Below are 17044 nucleotides of genomic sequence, written 5' to 3'. Positions count from 1 at the left end.
GCAACCGCTTTTATCTGCGTTGGCGGTCGATTACGCAAAAAAAAGCCCGGCTTTGGTGACCGGGCAGAAAGAGGCGAACCTTTTTGACAACTAGCGCATGATTTTCTCGCCGCGGGAAAGTCCCACGATGCCTGAGCGCGCTACCTCAACAATTTTTGCGACATCGCGAACGGACGCCAGGAAAGCATCCAGTTTATCGCTCGTTCCTGCAAGCTGAACCGTATATATAGAAGGCGTTACATCAATAATTTGCCCACGGAAGATGTCTGTATTGCGTTTGACCTCTTCACGCCCGTAGCCGCTGGCCTGAATTTTCACCAGCATCACTTCACGTTCAACATAGGCACCCTGCCCCAGCTCGCTGACCCGTAGTACATCAACCAGCTTATGCAGCTGCTTTTCGATCTGCTCCAGAACTTTGGCATCGCCAACGGTCTGAATCGTCATGCGTGAAAGCGTGGGATCGTCGGTTGGCGCAACGGTAAGGCTTTCAATGTTATAGCCGCGCTGAGCAAACAGCCCAATGACGCGAGACAATGCGCCCGACTCGTTTTCCAGTAATACAGATAATATCCGGCGCATATCAGGTTCTCTCCGTTTTGCTTAACCACATTTCGTCCATACCGCCACCGCGAATATGCATCGGGTAAACGTGCTCTGCACCGTCCACAATGACATCCACAAAGACAAGGCGGTTGTTTTTCACGTGCTCAAGCGCTTCGCCGAGTTTTGTTTCCAGCTCTGCCGGATCGGACACCCGCATCCCCACATGGCCGTAAGCCTCAGCCAGGCGAACAAAGTCCGGCAGCGAGGTCATGTACGACTGAGAGTGGCGGCCAGAATAGATCATATCCTGCCACTGTTTCACCATGCCGAGATAACCGTTGTTAAGATTCAGCACCAGAACCGGAAGCTCATATTGCAGCGCGGTGGAGAGTTCCTGAATGTTCATCTGGATACTGCCATCGCCGGTCACGCAAATGACGGTTTCATTTGGCAGCGCCAGTTTCACCCCCAGCGCGGCTGGCAGGCCAAAGCCCATCGTCCCCAAACCGCCTGAGTTTATCCAGTGGCGCGGTTTGTCAAACGGGTAGTAAAGCGCAGCAAACATCTGGTGCTGACCAACGTCTGACGTCACATACGCTTCGCCTTTCGTCAGTCGCCAAATCGCTTCGATGACGGCCTGCGGCTTGATGTTCTCACTGTGCGTGTCGTACTTCAGGCACTGACGCGCACGCCACCGTTCAATTTGCTGCCACCAGTCGCGAATGTCATCGAGGGGTTGCGAAGCCGTTTCTTGTGCCAGCAGCTCCAGCATTTGTTCCAGAACCTGACGCGCATCGCCCACAATCGGCACATCTGCCGGCACCGTTTTAGAGATAGATGTTGGGTCAATATCAATATGCAGCACGGTTGCATCAGGACAATATTTTGCCAGGTTATTCGTTGTTCGATCGTCAAAACGTACGCCAACGGCGAAGATCACATCCGAATTATGCATCGTCATGTTGGCTTCATACGTACCATGCATCCCCAACATGCCTAGCGCCTGACGGTGCGTCGCAGGGAACGCCCCCAGCCCCATCAAAGAAGAGGCTACCGGGAGGTTCAGCGTCTCGATCAACGTACGAAGCTGCTCTTCACAGGCAGCGTTGACCGCGCCGCCACCGACATAGACAACGGGCTTTTTCGCGGCAAGCAGCGTCTGTAATGCACGTTTAATCTGCCCTTTGTGCCCCTGAGTAGTGGGGTTGTAGGAACGCATACTGACTGAGTCCGGCCAGGCATAGGGCAGCTTGTTTGCCGGGTTCAGGATATCTTTTGGCAGGTCGACAACAACCGGGCCAGGGCGTCCGCTTGACGCCAGCCAGAACGCTTTTTTCAGCACTCCAGGGATGTCTTCGGTCTGTTTAACCAGGAAACTGTGCTTAACAACAGGACGGGAAATCCCCACCATGTCGCATTCCTGAAAGGCGTCATAACCAATCAGCGAGGTCGCCACTTGCCCGGAGAGGATCACCAGCGGGATAGAATCCATATACGCAGTGGCAATACCGGTGATAGCGTTGGTCGCTCCAGGGCCAGACGTCACCAGCACAACGCCCACTTCACCGGTTGCGCGGGCCAGCCCATCAGCCATATGCACGGCGGCCTGTTCATGGCGTACCAGCACATGGTCAATGCCACCCACGGTATGCAGCGCATCATAAATATCGAGAACAGCGCCCCCAGGATAGCCGAATACTTGCTTCACGCCCTGATCGATAAGCGATCGGACAACCATTTCCGCGCCAGACAACATCTCCATGCTTTGCCTCCAGGCTTTGTTATAGACAGACCGCAGAATTCATTTCCGCGCCGTCTTCTGACTGGGCTAACCCAATCTTATATTTTGCAGAGTGTCATTTACCTTAACCGCTCGCTATGAGGCAGGCAATTAGCAAACCGAAGGCCTCAAATGGAGATTAAAGCAGAAAAAACAGGCATTACGAGAGGATCTGGTGAATTCATCTGGAATAAGTGAACACGATACTTAATCATCGTTTAAAAATGAACAGAATCAGGAATTCATCTATTTTTGAGGACGTAACGGCACGCAGAAAAAAAACAGAACAGAATAAAACTTCATGAATATGAATAAACTCGGGATAATTCATCTAAAACTGGATGATTTATCCCGATGAGTTTATCGGTGACAAACGCGGATAAGCAGCTCTTCCATCCACTGATGACCTTTATCCCGACCCGCAGCTTCGTGCCATGAAAGATAGCAAGTACGGCTATTTAACTTCAGCGGCAATGGCAGAATCTGGAGATCAAGCTGCTCTGCAAATTCCTCTGCTAACCAACGCGGCGCAATAGCAACCAACTGTGTCTGGGAAACGATATTTAAAACGCTTACCATCGCCATTCCCTGATAGGCCACACATGCTTGTTTATCAACAGTGTCATACCACGGCAGACTAAAAGAGGCATATCTGTCCAGGGAAACAACCGCGTGCTGTTCACTATAAACATCCGCTTCACGTAACGGTGAATTCATCCGGGGATGTTTTTTACTGGCCACCAACACCATTTCATCTTTAAACAGCGAAATACAGGAAAACTCAGGGCGGCGGAATTCTTCATAGCCCAGAACAAACTCAGTTTCCTGATAACGCAACTGATGCTCGGTGTTTTGATTCAGCGATGATTTAAACACCAGTTGAATATTGGGAGCGATCTCTTCAACTTTATTGTATATCATCGATGTCAAATAATTATCTAACGGACTACATACGCAAAGGTGAAAAACACGTTCGCTGCTCAAGGGTTCAAACCCCGAACCAGGCAATTCATTCTGCACTAACTGGAGTGCCTGACGAATAGAGCCAAACAGCTGGTATGCTCGCGCGGTAGGTTGAATTCCCCTCCCATAGCGAACAAAAAGCTCATCGTTAAACATCGCCTTAAGTCTGGATACCGCATTACTTACCGCAGGCTGAGACATTCCCAGAGAGTGTGCGGCCCGAGTGATATTCTGCTCCTGCATCACCGCATCAAATACGGTTAACAGATTGAGATCAACTGTGCGTAACTGGGGTTTCATCCCATCAGTAATTTGAGATTGTTTAATATTATTTTTTGACACTTTTAACTCCACTGTCACGCCAATATCCTTTAATCAGAATGTTGCAAGAACATCGTGAAATATGATTTACCATGCATATAGAACCAGAGAAAGAGAAATGTTTAAAATTCAGAATACATAAAGAGCACACCTCAAAATAAATACAGTGAGATTCTTGTTCTGATGAGATTAAAATCAGTTCAAATGATATGAATGACATTAGGATTGAAATGAAACCATAATCTACACCAATAAACAATCACCTCTCAGGTTAATGATGACTTAAGTATTATTAAACTATTAACCACTCCAAATAAAAAACAATTAACAACCTGCGATCATCAGGCTAAATATCACTGCCGAGGAATTATCTAACTCAGTGAAATGAAAAGAATTTATGCTCAATGTTTGGTTAAATAAATGATATGTTTAATTGCTACAAAGTATTATTAAATCATTCGTCAAGTGAATGATCAGTCCAAAATAAGACAATTAACCTGGTCGCAAAAGAGAAAACCAGCACAATAAGCTAAAGTTAACATTCTCTTTTTCACCCGGACTGCGCCCCTTTTTCCCTGCCAGGGGTTGACATGAATCGTCGTATCCAGTACCACTAAAAGCATATCGATTTTATCTGGAGCACGATTCATGATTCGCACCATTCGTTTCACCGGTCTACTACTACTAAACGCATCCACTGTGCGCGGTAGACTGGCGGGCGAAATTCAGCGTTGAATCGTCACCAGTAATACAAGAAACCCGCGCCACTGCGCGGGTTTTTTTATGCTCGTAGCAAGGCGCCCTAAGACAGACAAGGACCTAACCCATGAGCCAGCAAGTCATTATTTTCGATACAACTTTGCGTGACGGTGAACAGGCATTGCAGGCAAGCCTGAGTGTAAAAGAAAAACTCCAGATTGCGCTGGCCCTCGAACGTATGGGTGTTGACGTTATGGAGGTCGGTTTCCCTGTCTCTTCTCCGGGTGATTTCGAATCTGTACAAACCATCGCACGCACCATCAAAAACAGCCGTGTGTGTGGCCTGGCGCGCTGCGTTGAGAAAGATATCGACGTGGCTGCCGAATCGCTGAAAGTGGCGGAAGCCTTCCGTATTCATACCTTTATTGCCACCTCACCAATGCACATTGCCACCAAGCTGCGCAGCACGCTGGATGAAGTCATCGAACGCGCCGTGTACATGGTTAAACGTGCACGCAACTACACGGACGATGTGGAATTCTCCTGTGAAGATGCTGGACGTACGCCAATTGAAGATTTGGCGCGTGTGGTTGAAGCGGCGATCAATGCCGGTGCCAGAACCATCAACATCCCGGACACCGTCGGCTACACCATGCCGTTTGAGTTCTCCAACATCATCACTGGCCTGTATGACCGCGTACCAAACATCGACAAAGCGATTATCTCCGTTCATACCCATGACGATTTGGGCCTGGCCGTCGGTAATGCCATTGCTGCCGTCCACGCCGGTGCACGTCAGGTAGAAGGTGCAATGAACGGTATCGGCGAACGTGCGGGTAACTGTTCACTGGAAGAAGTGATCATGGCGATTAAAGTGCGCAAAGACATCATGAACGTGAACACGCGCATTAATCACAATGAAATCTGGCGCACCAGCCAGACCGTCAGCCAGATTTGCAACATGCCAATCCCGGCAAACAAAGCGATTGTGGGCACGGGCGCGTTCGCACACTCCTCCGGTATTCACCAGGATGGCGTCATCAAGAACCGCGAAAACTACGAAATCATGACCCCGGAATCCATCGGTCTGAACCAGGTACAGCTGAACCTGACTTCCCGCTCTGGCCGCGCGGCAGTGAAACACCGCATGGAAGAGATGGGTTACAAAGACAGCGACTACAACATGGATCAGCTGTATGACGCCTTCCTGAAGCTGGCAGACAAAAAAGGCCAGGTATTCGACTACGACCTGGAAGCACTGGCTTTCATCAACAAACAGCAGGAAGAGCCAGAGCATTTCCGCCTGGATTACTTCAGCGTGCAGTCCGGCTCCAGCGACATCGCAACAGCCTCCGTCAAACTGGCCTGCGGGGATGAAATTAAAGCTGAAGCGGCTAACGGTAACGGGCCTGTTGATGCCATTTACCAGGCTATCAATCGCGTCACCGAGTATGACGTCGAGTTGGTTAAATATGACCTGACGGCCAAAGGTCAGGGTAAAAATGCCCTGGGCCAGGTGGATATCGTTGTCACCCATAACGGACGTCGTTTCCATGGTGTAGGTCTGGCGACCGATATCGTTGAATCCTCCGCAAAAGCAATGGTTCACGTCCTGAACAACATCTGGCGTGCCGCTGAAGTCGAAAAAGAATTGCAACGCAAAGCTCAGAATAAAGAGAACAATAAGGAAACCGTGTAATGTCGAAGAATTACCATATTGCTGTGTTGCCGGGTGATGGAATTGGCCCGGAAGTGATGGCACAGGCGCTGAAAGTACTGGAAGCCGTTCGTTCGCGTTTTGCGATGAAAATCACCACCAGCCACTACGATGTCGGCGGCATTGCTATTGATAACCACGGCACGCCACTGCCGAAAGCAACCATTGAAGGCTGCGAAAATGCAGATGCGGTACTGTTCGGCTCCGTTGGCGGCCCAAAATGGGAACACCTGCCACCGGCAGAGCAACCGGAGCGTGGCGCACTGCTGCCCCTGCGTAAGCATTTTAAGCTGTTCAGTAACCTGCGTCCGGCGAAGCTGTATCAGGGGCTGGAAGAGTTCTGCCCCTTGCGTGCAGACATCGCCGCAAATGGTTTCGACATTCTGTGCGTGCGTGAACTGACCGGCGGGATCTATTTTGGTCAGCCGAAAGGCCGCGAAGGCAGCGGTCAACATGAGAAAGCCTTTGATACCGAGGTGTATCACCGCTTTGAAATCGAACGTATCGCCCACATCGCTTTTGAGTCTGCGCGCAAACGCCGTCATAAAGTGACCTCAATTGATAAAGCGAACGTGTTGCAGTCTTCTATTTTGTGGCGTGAAATCGTCAGCGAAATCGCAAAAGAGTACCCGGACGTTGAGCTGTCACACATGTACATCGACAACGCCACCATGCAGCTGATCAAGGATCCTTCCCAGTTTGATGTGCTGCTGTGCTCCAACCTGTTCGGCGACATTCTGTCGGATGAGTGCGCGATGATCACCGGCTCTATGGGGATGTTGCCTTCCGCAAGCCTCAATGAAGAAGGGTTTGGTCTGTACGAACCGGCTGGCGGATCTGCACCGGATATCGCAGGTAAAAACATTGCCAACCCTATTGCACAGATCCTGTCGCTGGCACTGTTGCTGCGTTACAGCCTGGATGCGGGCGATGCCGCAACGGCAATTGAAAATGCCATTAACCGTGCGTTGGAAGAAGGCGTCCGTACCGGTGATTTAGCACGTGGCACGGCGGCAGTCAGTACCGATGAAATGGGCGATATCATTGCCCGCTATGTCGCTGAAGGGGTGTAATCATGGCGAAGACGTTATACGAAAAGTTGTTCGATGCCCACGTGGTTTATGAGGCAGCCAACGAAACACCACTGTTGTACATCGACCGTCATCTGGTGCACGAAGTGACCTCTCCGCAGGCCTTTGACGGCTTGCGTGCACACAAGCGCCCGGTACGCCAGCCAGGCAAAACCTTCGCCACCATGGATCATAACGTTTCCACTCAGACCAAAGACATCAATGCGTCGGGTGAGATGGCGCGTATCCAGATGCAGGAGCTGATTAAGAACTGCAACGAATTTGGTGTTGAGCTGTATGACCTGAACCACCCATATCAGGGCATTGTGCACGTTATGGGGCCGGAACAGGGCATCACCCTGCCGGGGATGACCATTGTCTGTGGCGACTCCCATACGGCAACACACGGCGCGTTTGGCGCACTGGCCTTCGGTATTGGTACCTCTGAAGTCGAACACGTGCTGGCCACGCAGACCCTGAAACAGGGCCGTGCCAAAACCATGAAGATTGAAGTGAAGGGTAAAGCCGCGCCAGGCATTACCGCAAAAGACATCGTGCTGGCCATTATCGGTAAAACTGGTAGCGCGGGCGGCACAGGCCACGTTGTCGAGTTTTGTGGCGACGCTATTCAGGCGTTAAGCATGGAAGGCCGTATGACCCTGTGTAACATGGCCATTGAGATGGGTGCCAAAGCCGGTCTGGTCGCACCTGACGAAACCACCTTCAACTATGTGAAGGGTCGTTTGCACGCACCGAAAGATCAGGATTTTGCCAGCGCCGTTGAATACTGGAAAACCCTGAGCACCGACGACGGTGCAACCTTTGATACGGTTGTTACTCTCCAGGCAGAAGACATTGCTCCGCAGGTTACCTGGGGAACTAACCCAGGCCAGGTCATTTCCGTCAATGACACTATCCCTGACCCGGCATCATTCGCTGACCCGGTTGAGCGCGCCAGCGCAGAAAAAGCACTGGCCTACATGGGGCTGAAACCCGGCGTACCGTTGACCGACGTTGCAATCGACAAAGTGTTTATTGGCTCTTGTACCAACTCCCGTATTGAAGACTTGCGTGCAGCCGCTGAGATTGCCAAAGGCCGTAAAGTCGCGCCAGGCGTTCAGGCACTGGTTGTGCCTGGCTCTGGCCCGGTTAAAGCACAGGCAGAAGCAGAAGGTCTGGACAAAATCTTTATCGAAGCCGGTTTTGAGTGGCGCTTGCCTGGCTGCTCCATGTGTCTGGCGATGAACAACGACCGTCTGAATCCGGGCGAGCGCTGTGCTTCTACCAGTAACCGTAACTTTGAAGGCCGTCAGGGCCGTGGTGGGCGCACCCACCTGGTCAGCCCGGCTATGGCCGCCGCTGCGGCAGTTACCGGCCATTTCGCCGACATTCGCAGCCTGAAATAAGGAGACAATCATGGCAGAGAAATTTACCCAACATACAGGCCTGGTTGTCCCACTGGATGCGGCCAACGTAGATACCGATGCAATCATTCCTAAGCAGTTTTTACAGAAAGTCACACGCACAGGTTTTGGCGCTCACCTGTTTAATGACTGGCGTTTCCTGGACGATAAAGGCGAAGTCCCTAACCCGGAATTCGTGCTGAACTTCCCGGAATATAAGGGAGCATCAATTCTGTTGGCCCGGGAAAACTTTGGCTGCGGTTCATCACGTGAACACGCCCCCTGGGCGCTGACTGACTACGGCTTTAAGGTCGTAATCGCACCAAGCTTTGCCGATATCTTCTACGGCAACAGTTTTAACAACCAGTTACTGCCTGTCACGCTCAGTGATGAGCAGGTTGATGAGTTGTTCAGCCTGGTTCAGGCAAACCCGGGCATTTCCTTTGAAGTGGATCTGGAAGCTGAAGAGGTTAAAGCCGGTGATAAAACCTTTGGCTTTAGTATTGATGCGTTCCGCCGCCATTGTATGCTCAATGGTCTGGACAGCATTGGTTTGACATTGCAGCATGAAGACGCCATTTCGGCCTACGAGAAAAAACAGCCTGCGTTTATGCGCTAAAGGCAATGGCCCGCAGCGCGCGGGCCATTGATAAGGGTGCGTTGAGGCTCAACCACTCTGGAGAGGCGGGGAATCTTCCCCCGCCTACACCGCTAACGTTTTGCTTCGTAAGCCAACACTGCCGCCAGCTCTGTTTTCTCCTGTCTGAAGTGCAGCTCACACAGCGAGTCGCGCACCATCCAGGTGAAGATCAACAGCGTCGTACAGATCAAAAACAAACTTAACAGCAGAGTACGTTTTGGCATTCCAGCCTCCTTATTGCTTTTCGGCGATGAAGAGACTAACCTCGCAATGTGGGTTGTGAAGTTGGTCTCCCCATCAGTTTTTGATGTGGGACTCTCCACTGTTTGCCTCTTGCGAAAGCGTGAGGCAAACAGCCTCAAGCACCCGCCACGCACTCTATGCGCCTTATTTGCACCTGTCAGAAAGTCGTTTCTTTTCGTGAAGCCGCCTTCCAGATTCAGACATCTTTCACCCGGCAGGTCAGCCCCAGCGTCACGACTGATATCGCCGCAATCATCCAGTACACTGCCCCATGCCCGTAGCTTTGCGAAATCGCCCCCTGAATCACCCCTGCCAGTATCACACCGGTTGAAATACTGTTCGTAAACAACGTCGTGGCCGAACCCGCACGCCCCGGCATTAAATCCTGGAACCAGAGCATCCCTATCCCGGCCACAATCCCGATAAACACGGCATTGAACAACTGCAACGCCAGCAGCGCCTCGCGCGAATGGAAGAAGATAAGCCCCAGATAGAACAACACCCCTGCCGCCACGGCGACAATCATCATTGGGCGTTTTCCGAAACGCTTAACGTAGTAACCCGCCAGAATCATCGCCGGGATCTCAAGCCCTGCGGCCGTCCCCATCAGGATGCCCGCAAGTTTGTCCGGTAAACCCAGCTCACTACTGATCCACAAAGGCATATCGATGATATACATGGTGTTACAGGTCCACATCAGCGTGGAGGCGATAAACAGCATCCGGACATTTTTATCCTTCCAGCCGCTGACCTGGGCAACCAGTTTGTCTGGCGTTTGCTCAACCCTTTCAACAGAAGGCAGCGCAAAGGCAATCAGGACAAGGCTGATGGCAAAAATCCCTGCCGCAATCGAAAACATAACCGTAAAGCCATAACTCAACGCCAGCATGAACGCCAGTGGAGGGCCGATAACCCACGCGAGAGAGAGCTGCGCACGCATCACCGAGCTGAACATCACCACTTCGCGGGCAGAACTATCCGCATACTCACGGGCCAGCGCAAACAGCTGCGGCATGGCAGTATTGGCCAGCGCCGCCAGCAACACGCCGCAGGTGAGCAGCGTCATATAGTGACGATTAAAGGCAAACAGCAAGGCATTACCAATGGCCATGGCGCAACAAAACAGAATCAACTTTCGGCGATCGCCCTGGCTGTCGGAACGTTTAGCGAGCCACAGGCTGACCAGGATCCCGGCAATGGCGTTGACGGTATAAAACAGGCCAACCCAGAAGGGTTGCGCCCCTACTTCGCGGCTGAGAAACAGGCTCAGCGTAGGCGCCTGGAGCGCCCCCGCCACACCCATCATAAAAGCCACCAGCATAAATGCGGCATACACGCCATTCAGGCGTCGCCCCATCGTCATCAACCAGAGCATACGCAAATCCTTGTGAAAGCGGTTCGAAATTGGGTGAGATAGTAAACGAAAAAAGCCAGCAAAAACATTTTGCTGGCGGGTGATTAGCACCAATACTCAGTCACACATGATCGAGGCGAGTTAGCGAGAAGAGGTCGATTTCGTAACATCCCACTGCATCAATTCTTCCAAAATTTTCAGCCGTTGCTCTGCACACTGGCGGGCCAGCCAGGACACTCCCTTTGTCGCTGAAAAATACTGCTGATAAAACTGACGTGCGGTAGACCTCTTCATAATTTACCTCCTCGCTTCATCGGGAAGAATTATTGGCTTAATATAGGGATAAATAAATTGCTGATTTTTTGTCAGGAGTTCCCCTTTTATGCCTTCTGGTCGTCTGCAACAACAATTTATCCGCCTCTGGCAATGCTGCGAAGGGCAATCCCAGGACACTACGCTGAATGAGCTGGCCGATTTACTGAACTGCTCTCGCCGCCATATGCGTACCCTGCTCAACACCATGCAGCAGCAGGGCTGGCTGAACTGGGAAGCAGAGGCCGGGCGCGGTAAACGTTCACGCCTGACCTTCCTCTACACCGGCCTTGCGCTGCAACAGCAGCGCGCGGAAGACCTGCTGGAGCAGGACCGAATCGATCAGCTGGTGCAACTGGTGGGCGACAAGGCGGCCGTACGTCAGATGCTGGTTTCACATCTCGGGCGGAGCTTTCGCCAGGGGCGGCATATTCTGCGGGTGCTCTACTATCGACCAATGAAAAATCTGTTACCCGGCACGGCGTTACGGCGTTCAGAAACCCATATGGCGCGACAAATTTTCAGCGGCCTGACGCGCATAAATGAGGAAAACGGGGAACTGGAAGCGGATATCGCTCACCACTGGCAGCAACTTTCCCCTCTCCACTGGCGCTTTTTTTTACGCCCCGGTATCCATTTCCACCACGGTCGTGAACTGGAAATGGCCGATGTTATCGCTTCGCTGGATCGCGCCCGTAAGTTGCCGCTCTACTCGCACATCCACCACATCCATTCGCCGACCGCCTGGACGCTGGATATCGAACTGTCGCAGCCGGACAAATGGCTACCCTGGCTTCTGGGTTATGTGCCGTCAATGATCTTGCCTGGCGAATGGAATTCCCTGAATAATTTTGCCAGCCAGCCGATTGGCACCGGGCCTTACGCCGTTTCACGCAATAATAATAACCAGCTTAAGATCCGCGCTTTCGATGACTATTTTGGCTACCGGGCGCTGATCGACGAAGTAAACGTCTGGGTATTGCCGGATATCAGCGAAGAACTCAGCGTTGGCCTGACGCTCGAAGGCCCCACCACAGGTGAGAAAGCGGTCGAAAGTCGTCTTGAAGAGGGCTGCTACTATCTGCTGTTTGATAGCCGCACCCATCGCGGAGCCAATCAGGAGGTACGCCAGTGGATAAGCCATGTGCTTGCCCCTTCTAACCTGATTTACCATGCAGAAGAGCAGTATCAGACCTACTGGTTCCCGGCGTATGGGCTGCTGCCACGCTGGCACCATGCTCGCCCGGTGCAATGCGAAAAACCCGCCGGACTGGAGTCCATCACCCTGACCTTCTACCGCGAACACGTAGAGCATCGCTTTATTGCCCGAATCATGACGAAACTGCTGGCAGCCGTAGGGGTCACGCTGGAGATCCAGGAAGTTGATTATGACGAGTGGCACCGCGGCGATGTGGTAAGCGACATCTGGCTGAACAGTGCAAACTTCACCCTGCCGCTCGATTTCTCGCTCTTTTCGCACCTGTACGAGGTGCCGTTGATCCAGCACTGTATCGACCGGGACTGGCAGCAAGACGCCGCCCAGTGGCGCGCAGGTGAGATGAATCTGGCCTCGTGGTGCCAGCAATTACTGGCGCAGCAGGCCATTGTGCCGTTGATCCACCACTGGCTGATGATACAGGGGCAACGCAGTATGCGCGGCTTACGCATGAACACGCTGGGCTGGTTTGACTTTAAATCGGCGTGGTTTGCACCGCCTGAGCCATAACACTTTCGTAATATTCACCAAATCATTACAATACCGCCGTTCTCAACGGGGTGCTGCATCACTGATGTGCGCTGAGATAATACCCGTCGAACCTGATCCGGATAACGCCGGCGAAGGGATTTGAGGCTGTCGCTCAAAATCCTTTGCCACTCAACTATGAGGTGCAAAGTGTTAAAAAAAGTTCTTCCCCTGCTGGTGCTGTTTGCACTGCCTGCTGCTGCTAAGCCTGTTCTGACGGTCTACACCTACGACTCTTTCTCGGCCGACTGGGGCCCAGGCCCGGTGGTAAAAAAAGCCTTTGAAGCCGACTGTAACTGCGAGCTGAAATTTGTCGCGCTGGAAGATGGCGTTTCGCTGCTTAACCGTCTGCGTATGGAAGGGAAAAACAGCAAAGCCGACGTGGTGCTTGGCCTTGATAACAACCTGCTGGACGCCGCCACACAAACGAAGCTGTTTGCCAAAAGCGGCGTGGCAACCGATGCCGTCAGTGTCCCTGGCGGCTGGAAAAACGACACCTTCGTTCCCTTTGATTACGGCTACTTTGCCTTTGTTTATGACAAAAACAAGCTGAAGAACCCGCCAAAAAGCCTGAAAGAGCTGGTTGAAAGCGATCAGAAATGGCGCGTGATTTACGAAGATCCGCGCACCAGTACTCCAGGTCTCGGCCTGCTGCTGTGGATGCAAAAAGTCTATGGCGATAAAGCGCCGGAAGCCTGGCAGAAGCTGGCCGCGAAAACCGTCACCGTCACGAAAGGCTGGAGTGAAGCCTATGGCCTGTTCCTGAAAGGGGAAAGCGACCTGGTGCTGAGCTACACCACCTCTCCGGCTTACCACATTATTGCCGAGAAGAAAGATAACTACGCGGCGGCGAACTTTGCTGAAGGCCACTACTTGCAGGTTGAAGTGGCAGCACGTACCGCCGCCAGCAAGCAGCCGGAACTGGCAGAGAAGTTCCTGAAATTTATGGTTTCTCCTGCGTTCCAGAATGCTATCCCGACGGGCAACTGGATGTACCCAGTCACCCACGTTGCGCTACCGGCAGGTTTTGATCAGCTTTCTAAACCGCAAACCTCACTGGAGTTTACGCCGCAGCAGGTTGCTGCACAGCGTGCAGCATGGGTAAGTGAATGGCAACGCGCCGTCAGCCGCTAATTGCAGGCTGGTTACTCCCCGGGCTGCTCGCCGCCATCCTGATGGTTGCGGTAAGCCTGGGGGCATTTCTTGCGTTATGGTTAAACGCGCCAGAGAGCGATCTGCTCTCTCTCTGGCACGATAGCTATCTCTGGCACGTCATCCGTTTCTCTTTCTGGCAGGCATTTCTCTCGGCGCTGCTGTCGGTTATTCCCGCCATTTTTCTGGCGCGAGCACTTTACCGAAGACGATTTCCTGGCAGACAAGCATTGTTGCGCCTGTGTGCGATGACGCTGATCCTGCCCGTGCTGGTCGCCGTTTTCGGTATTCTCAGCGTCTATGGCCGTCAGGGCTGGCTGGCCTCGCTCTTTACCCTGCTGGGCCTGGAGTGGACCTTCTCCCCTTACGGGCTAAAAGGCATTCTGCTGGCACACATCTTTTTCAATATGCCGATGGCCACGCGGCTCTTTTTGCAGGCGCTGGAGAGCATCCCCGGAGAGCAACGCCAGCTTGCCGCCCAGCTGGATATGCGCGGGTGGTCGTTCTTCCGTTTCGTTGAATGGCCCTGGCTACGTCGGCAAATTCCGCCGGTCGCCGCCCTGATCTTTATGCTCTGTTTTGCCAGCTTCGCGACCGTACTCTCGCTTGGCGGCGGCCCGCAGGCCACCACGATTGAGCTGGCTATCTACCAGGCCCTGAGCTACGACTACGATCCCGGGCGCGCGGCGCTACTGGCGATCGTACAGATGCTCTGCTGCCTGGTGCTGGTATTCCTGAGCCAGCGACTGAGCAAAGCCATCCCGCCTGGGGCGAATCAGATTTCAGGCTGGCGCGATCCGCAGGATAGCCTGCACAGCCGCCTCACCGATTTCGCACTGATTACGCTGGCGCTCTTGCTTCTGCTGCCGCCTCTTTTGGCGGTGGTGGTGGATGGCCTGAACCTGAATATCCTGGCCGTATTACAACAGCCGGTGCTCTGGCAGGCGACCTTTACCTCATTACGAATCGCGATGGCGGCGGGGTTGCTGTGCGTTATCCTGACCATGATGTTGCTCTGGAGTAGCCGCGAGCTTTATGCCCGCCAGGCCCGCAAAGCCGGGCAAGCCCTGGAACTGACAGGAATGCTGATTCTGGCAATGCCCGGTATTGTGCTGGCGACAGGTTTCTTTTTACTCTTCAACACCACCGTTGGCCTGCCCGAAAGCGCAGACGGCATTGTGATTTTCACCAACGCGCTGATGGCTATTCCCTATGCACTCAAGGTGCTGGAAAACCCCATGCGCGATATCAACAGCCGCTACAGTTTGTTGTGTCAGTCTCTGGGAATGCAGGGCTGGCAGCGGCTGAAAGTTGTAGAACTTCGCGCGCTGAAGCGCCCGCTGGCACAGGCGTTAGCCTTCGCCAGCGTATTGTCGATTGGTGATTTTGGCGTTGTGGCGTTATTTGGTAACGAGGATTTCCGCACGCTACCGTTCTGGCTGTATCAGCAAATTGGCTCTTATCGCAGCCAGGATGGCGCCGTGACGGCACTGTTACTTCTGCTACTGTGCTTTGCCTTATTTACCGTTATCGAAAAACTCCCGGGGCGAGATGTTAAAACTGATTGATGTCACCTGGCTTTACCAGCATCTGCCAATGCGTTTCACCCTTTCCGCGCGACAGGGTGAGATGATTGCCGTGCTTGGCCCAAGCGGAGCCGGAAAGAGCACGTTGCTTAACCTGGTTGCCGGTTTCCTGCAACCGGCAAGCGGGTCGATTCTCATTGAAGGCCAGGATCATACCTACACGCCACCGGCACGACGCCCGGTGTCGATGCTGTTTCAGGAAAACAACCTGTTTACCCACCTGACGGTGTGGCAAAACATCGCGCTGGGGATGAACCCGGGGCTAAAACTCAACGCCGTACAGCGTCAGAAACTGGACACCATCGCCGTGCAGATGGGGTTAACAGCGTTTATCGACAGGCTGCCGGGTGAGCTGTCTGGCGGCCAGCGCCAGCGCGTTGCCCTGGCCCGCTGTCTGGTGCGTGAACAGCCGGTACTGCTGCTTGATGAACCGTTTTCCGCACTCGACCCGGCGCTGCGCCAGGAGATGCTCACCCTGGTGCAGGACGTCTGCAAGCACCAGCAACTCACCATGCTGATGGTTTCTCACAGCATTGAAGATGCCGCGCGCATTGCGCCGCGATCGGTGGTGATCGCGGAGGGACGTATTATGTGGGATGGTGAAACAGAAGAACTGCTTAGCGGTAAAGCGGGGGCATCTTCATTGCTGGGCATTCGTGCGGTCTGATGCCCTCACCCTGCCCCTCTCCCACAGGGAGAGGGAAAACACCTTAACGGCTTACAACCTTCAACAGGATCTCGCCATACACCGGCATCAGCGGATGGCGAATCAGCGCGACCAGCGCCACAACCGCAATGCCGAGCATCAGGGGAGACAGCCAGATTAACCGCTGGCGAGGAAGGTAGTGCGTCAGACGATCCACTCCCGCTTTACTGCTGCGCCACAGGCGCCAGCACAACCACACCGCCAGCCACAGCAGCAGTGCCGTTGCCAGCAACAGCCATTTGAATTGTCCGCTTTGCATATCGGCAGGAATATCAATCGCCGCGCCGGCCAGGATCCCCGGCAGGAAGTAAAACGGCGGCCAGAACACGCAGCCGATAATATTCGGCACCACGAATTTGGTCACGGGTAGATCCAGCATCCCGGCCACCATCGGTACTATCGGGCGGGTTGGGCCAACAAAGCGCCCGACCAGAATGGTAAACATACTGTGCTGATGTAGCGCGTGCTCGGTCTTATCCAGCAGCGCTTTATTCTTTTTCATGAACGACCAGCGATGCAGCGGTTTCTTAAAGCGCCAGCCCAGCCAGAAAGAGATCCAGTCCCCGAGCAAGCACCCCACAATCCCGGCCAGCCATGCCTGCCAGAAGTTGACCTCACCGCTACCGATTAACGCACCAAGCCCCGCCATCATCACGGTGCCAGGTAAAATCAGCCCGACAAGCGCCAGCGATTCCAGGAACGCCACCAGCGCAACGGCGATGAGCGAATACATAACGGACTGGGTAATAAAATGTTCCAGCAATGCCTGCATAACTATTCCGGTCAGAAAACGAAGCAGGGATTCTGC

The 17044-nt window shown here is 53.2% G+C and carries 15 protein-coding genes and 1 riboswitch; of the genes, 8 read left to right on the top strand and 7 right to left on the bottom strand.

Translation table 11 applies throughout. The annotated features are described in order from the left end of the window. Positions 1-90 precede the first annotated feature (90 nt). The 3 genes from ilvN to leuO form a co-directional block, all read right to left on the bottom strand. Positions 91-582, bottom strand: coding sequence for an acetolactate synthase small subunit (ilvN, locus tag F3J30_RS16015; RefSeq protein ID WP_014068890.1), 492 nt, complete (start codon positions 580-582; stop codon positions 91-93). A 1-nt stretch (position 583) separates the two neighbouring features. Further along, the gene (gene ilvI / locus F3J30_RS16010) at positions 584-2308 is read right to left on the bottom strand and encodes an acetolactate synthase 3 large subunit (RefSeq protein ID WP_166717876.1); all 1725 of its coding nucleotides are present in this window, start codon (positions 2306-2308) and stop codon (positions 584-586) included. 378 nt (positions 2309-2686) lie between these two features. Then, the gene (gene leuO / locus F3J30_RS16005; RefSeq protein ID WP_166717936.1) at positions 2687-3631 is read right to left on the bottom strand and encodes a transcriptional regulator LeuO; all 945 of its coding nucleotides are present in this window, start codon (positions 3629-3631) and stop codon (positions 2687-2689) included. 805 nt (positions 3632-4436) lie between these two features. Here leuO and leuA point away from each other — a divergent pair. From leuA to leuD, 4 genes are read left to right on the top strand one after another with little or no spacing between them, the layout of a single operon-like run. Then, positions 4437-6008, top strand: coding sequence for a 2-isopropylmalate synthase (gene leuA / locus F3J30_RS15995; protein ID WP_014068887.1), 1572 nt, complete (start codon positions 4437-4439; stop codon positions 6006-6008). Further along, entirely contained in the window at positions 6008-7099 is a 1092-nt protein-coding gene (gene leuB / locus F3J30_RS15990) for a 3-isopropylmalate dehydrogenase (RefSeq protein WP_166717875.1), read from the top strand. Before leuA ends, leuB begins: the two co-directional genes overlap by 1 nt. 2 nt (positions 7100-7101) lie before the next feature. Next, positions 7102-8502: a 3-isopropylmalate dehydratase large subunit gene (gene leuC / locus F3J30_RS15985; RefSeq protein WP_166717874.1), complete on the top strand. Its 1401-nt coding sequence runs from the start codon at positions 7102-7104 to the stop codon at positions 8500-8502. Positions 8503-8512: 10 nt separating this feature from the next. Beyond that, entirely contained in the window at positions 8513-9118 is a 606-nt protein-coding gene (leuD, locus tag F3J30_RS15980) for a 3-isopropylmalate dehydratase small subunit (RefSeq protein WP_166717873.1), read from the top strand. 92 nt (positions 9119-9210) lie between these two features. Here the strand turns inward: leuD and F3J30_RS15975 are convergent, their stop codons facing one another. The 3 genes from F3J30_RS15975 to sgrT all read right to left on the bottom strand — a co-directional run bounded on the left by F3J30_RS15975 (position 9211) and on the right by sgrT (position 11030). Continuing rightward, the gene (locus F3J30_RS15975) at positions 9211-9363 is read right to left on the bottom strand and encodes a Hok/Gef family protein (RefSeq protein WP_014068883.1); all 153 of its coding nucleotides are present in this window, start codon (positions 9361-9363) and stop codon (positions 9211-9213) included. A 215-nt stretch (positions 9364-9578) separates the two neighbouring features. Next, a complete protein-coding gene (locus F3J30_RS15970) occupies positions 9579-10757 on the bottom strand; it encodes a sugar efflux transporter (protein ID WP_166717872.1) in 1179 nt (392 codons plus the stop codon). A 120-nt stretch (positions 10758-10877) separates the two neighbouring features. Further along, positions 10878-11030, bottom strand: a complete 153-nt coding sequence (gene sgrT / locus F3J30_RS15965) for a glucose uptake inhibitor SgrT (protein WP_014068881.1) — start codon at positions 11028-11030, stop codon at positions 10878-10880. 88 nt (positions 11031-11118) lie between these two features. Here sgrT and sgrR point away from each other — a divergent pair, with 88 nt between their 5' ends. The 4 genes from sgrR to thiQ all read left to right on the top strand — a co-directional run bounded on the left by sgrR (position 11119) and on the right by thiQ (position 16197). Continuing rightward, entirely contained in the window at positions 11119-12774 is a 1656-nt protein-coding gene (gene sgrR, locus F3J30_RS15960) for an HTH-type transcriptional regulator SgrR (protein ID WP_166717871.1), read from the top strand. 36 nt (positions 12775-12810) lie between these two features. Next, positions 12811-12911: riboswitch (TPP riboswitch) on the top strand. A gap of 31 nt (positions 12912-12942) precedes the next feature. Next, the gene (gene thiB, locus F3J30_RS15955; RefSeq protein ID WP_166717870.1) at positions 12943-13926 is read left to right on the top strand and encodes a thiamine ABC transporter substrate binding subunit; all 984 of its coding nucleotides are present in this window, start codon (positions 12943-12945) and stop codon (positions 13924-13926) included. Then, positions 13902-15512 (top strand): thiamine/thiamine pyrophosphate ABC transporter permease ThiP, encoded by a 1611-nt coding sequence (thiP, locus tag F3J30_RS15950; protein WP_166717869.1) that lies wholly within the window; start codon positions 13902-13904, stop codon positions 15510-15512. Before thiB ends, thiP begins: the two co-directional genes overlap by 25 nt. Continuing rightward, the gene (thiQ, locus tag F3J30_RS15945) at positions 15496-16197 is read left to right on the top strand and encodes a thiamine ABC transporter ATP-binding protein ThiQ (protein WP_014068877.1); all 702 of its coding nucleotides are present in this window, start codon (positions 15496-15498) and stop codon (positions 16195-16197) included. Before thiP ends, thiQ begins: the two co-directional genes overlap by 17 nt. A 43-nt stretch (positions 16198-16240) precedes the next feature. Here the strand turns inward: thiQ and F3J30_RS15940 are convergent, their stop codons facing one another. Further along, a complete protein-coding gene (locus tag F3J30_RS15940) occupies positions 16241-17008 on the bottom strand; it encodes a DedA family protein (protein WP_166717868.1) in 768 nt (255 codons plus the stop codon). Positions 17009-17044: the final 36 nt, after the last annotated feature.

The organism is Enterobacter sp. Tr-810, from assembly GCF_011752765.1.
GTDB lineage: Bacteria > Pseudomonadota > Gammaproteobacteria > Enterobacterales > Enterobacteriaceae > Enterobacter > Enterobacter soli.
This window is presented reverse-complemented; position numbering and strand designations above follow the sequence as displayed.

What these genes read in the sequence shown, in the direction of transcription:
- ilvN (WP_014068890.1), bottom strand. Translation starts at nt 582, where the DNA reads ATGCGCCGGATATTATCTGTATTACTGGAAAACGAGTCGGGCGCATTG.
- ilvI (WP_166717876.1), bottom strand. Translation starts at nt 2,308, where the DNA reads ATGGAGATGTTGTCTGGCGCGGAAATGGTTGTCCGATCGCTTATCGAT.
- leuA (WP_014068887.1), top strand. Translation starts at nt 4,437, where the DNA reads ATGAGCCAGCAAGTCATTATTTTCGATACAACTTTGCGTGACGGTGAA.
- leuB (WP_166717875.1), top strand. Translation starts at nt 6,008, where the DNA reads ATGTCGAAGAATTACCATATTGCTGTGTTGCCGGGTGATGGAATTGGC.
- leuC (WP_166717874.1), top strand. Translation starts at nt 7,102, where the DNA reads ATGGCGAAGACGTTATACGAAAAGTTGTTCGATGCCCACGTGGTTTAT.
- leuD (WP_166717873.1), top strand. Translation starts at nt 8,513, where the DNA reads ATGGCAGAGAAATTTACCCAACATACAGGCCTGGTTGTCCCACTGGAT.
- F3J30_RS15975 (WP_014068883.1), bottom strand. Translation starts at nt 9,363, where the DNA reads ATGCCAAAACGTACTCTGCTGTTAAGTTTGTTTTTGATCTGTACGACG.
- F3J30_RS15970 (WP_166717872.1), bottom strand. Translation starts at nt 10,757, where the DNA reads ATGCTCTGGTTGATGACGATGGGGCGACGCCTGAATGGCGTGTATGCC.
- sgrT (WP_014068881.1), bottom strand. Translation starts at nt 11,030, where the DNA reads ATGAAGAGGTCTACCGCACGTCAGTTTTATCAGCAGTATTTTTCAGCG.
- sgrR (WP_166717871.1), top strand. Translation starts at nt 11,119, where the DNA reads ATGCCTTCTGGTCGTCTGCAACAACAATTTATCCGCCTCTGGCAATGC.
- thiP (WP_166717869.1), top strand. Translation starts at nt 13,902, where the DNA reads ATGGCAACGCGCCGTCAGCCGCTAATTGCAGGCTGGTTACTCCCCGGG.
- thiQ (WP_014068877.1), top strand. Translation starts at nt 15,496, where the DNA reads ATGTTAAAACTGATTGATGTCACCTGGCTTTACCAGCATCTGCCAATG.
- F3J30_RS15940 (WP_166717868.1), bottom strand. Translation starts at nt 17,008, where the DNA reads ATGCAGGCATTGCTGGAACATTTTATTACCCAGTCCGTTATGTATTCG.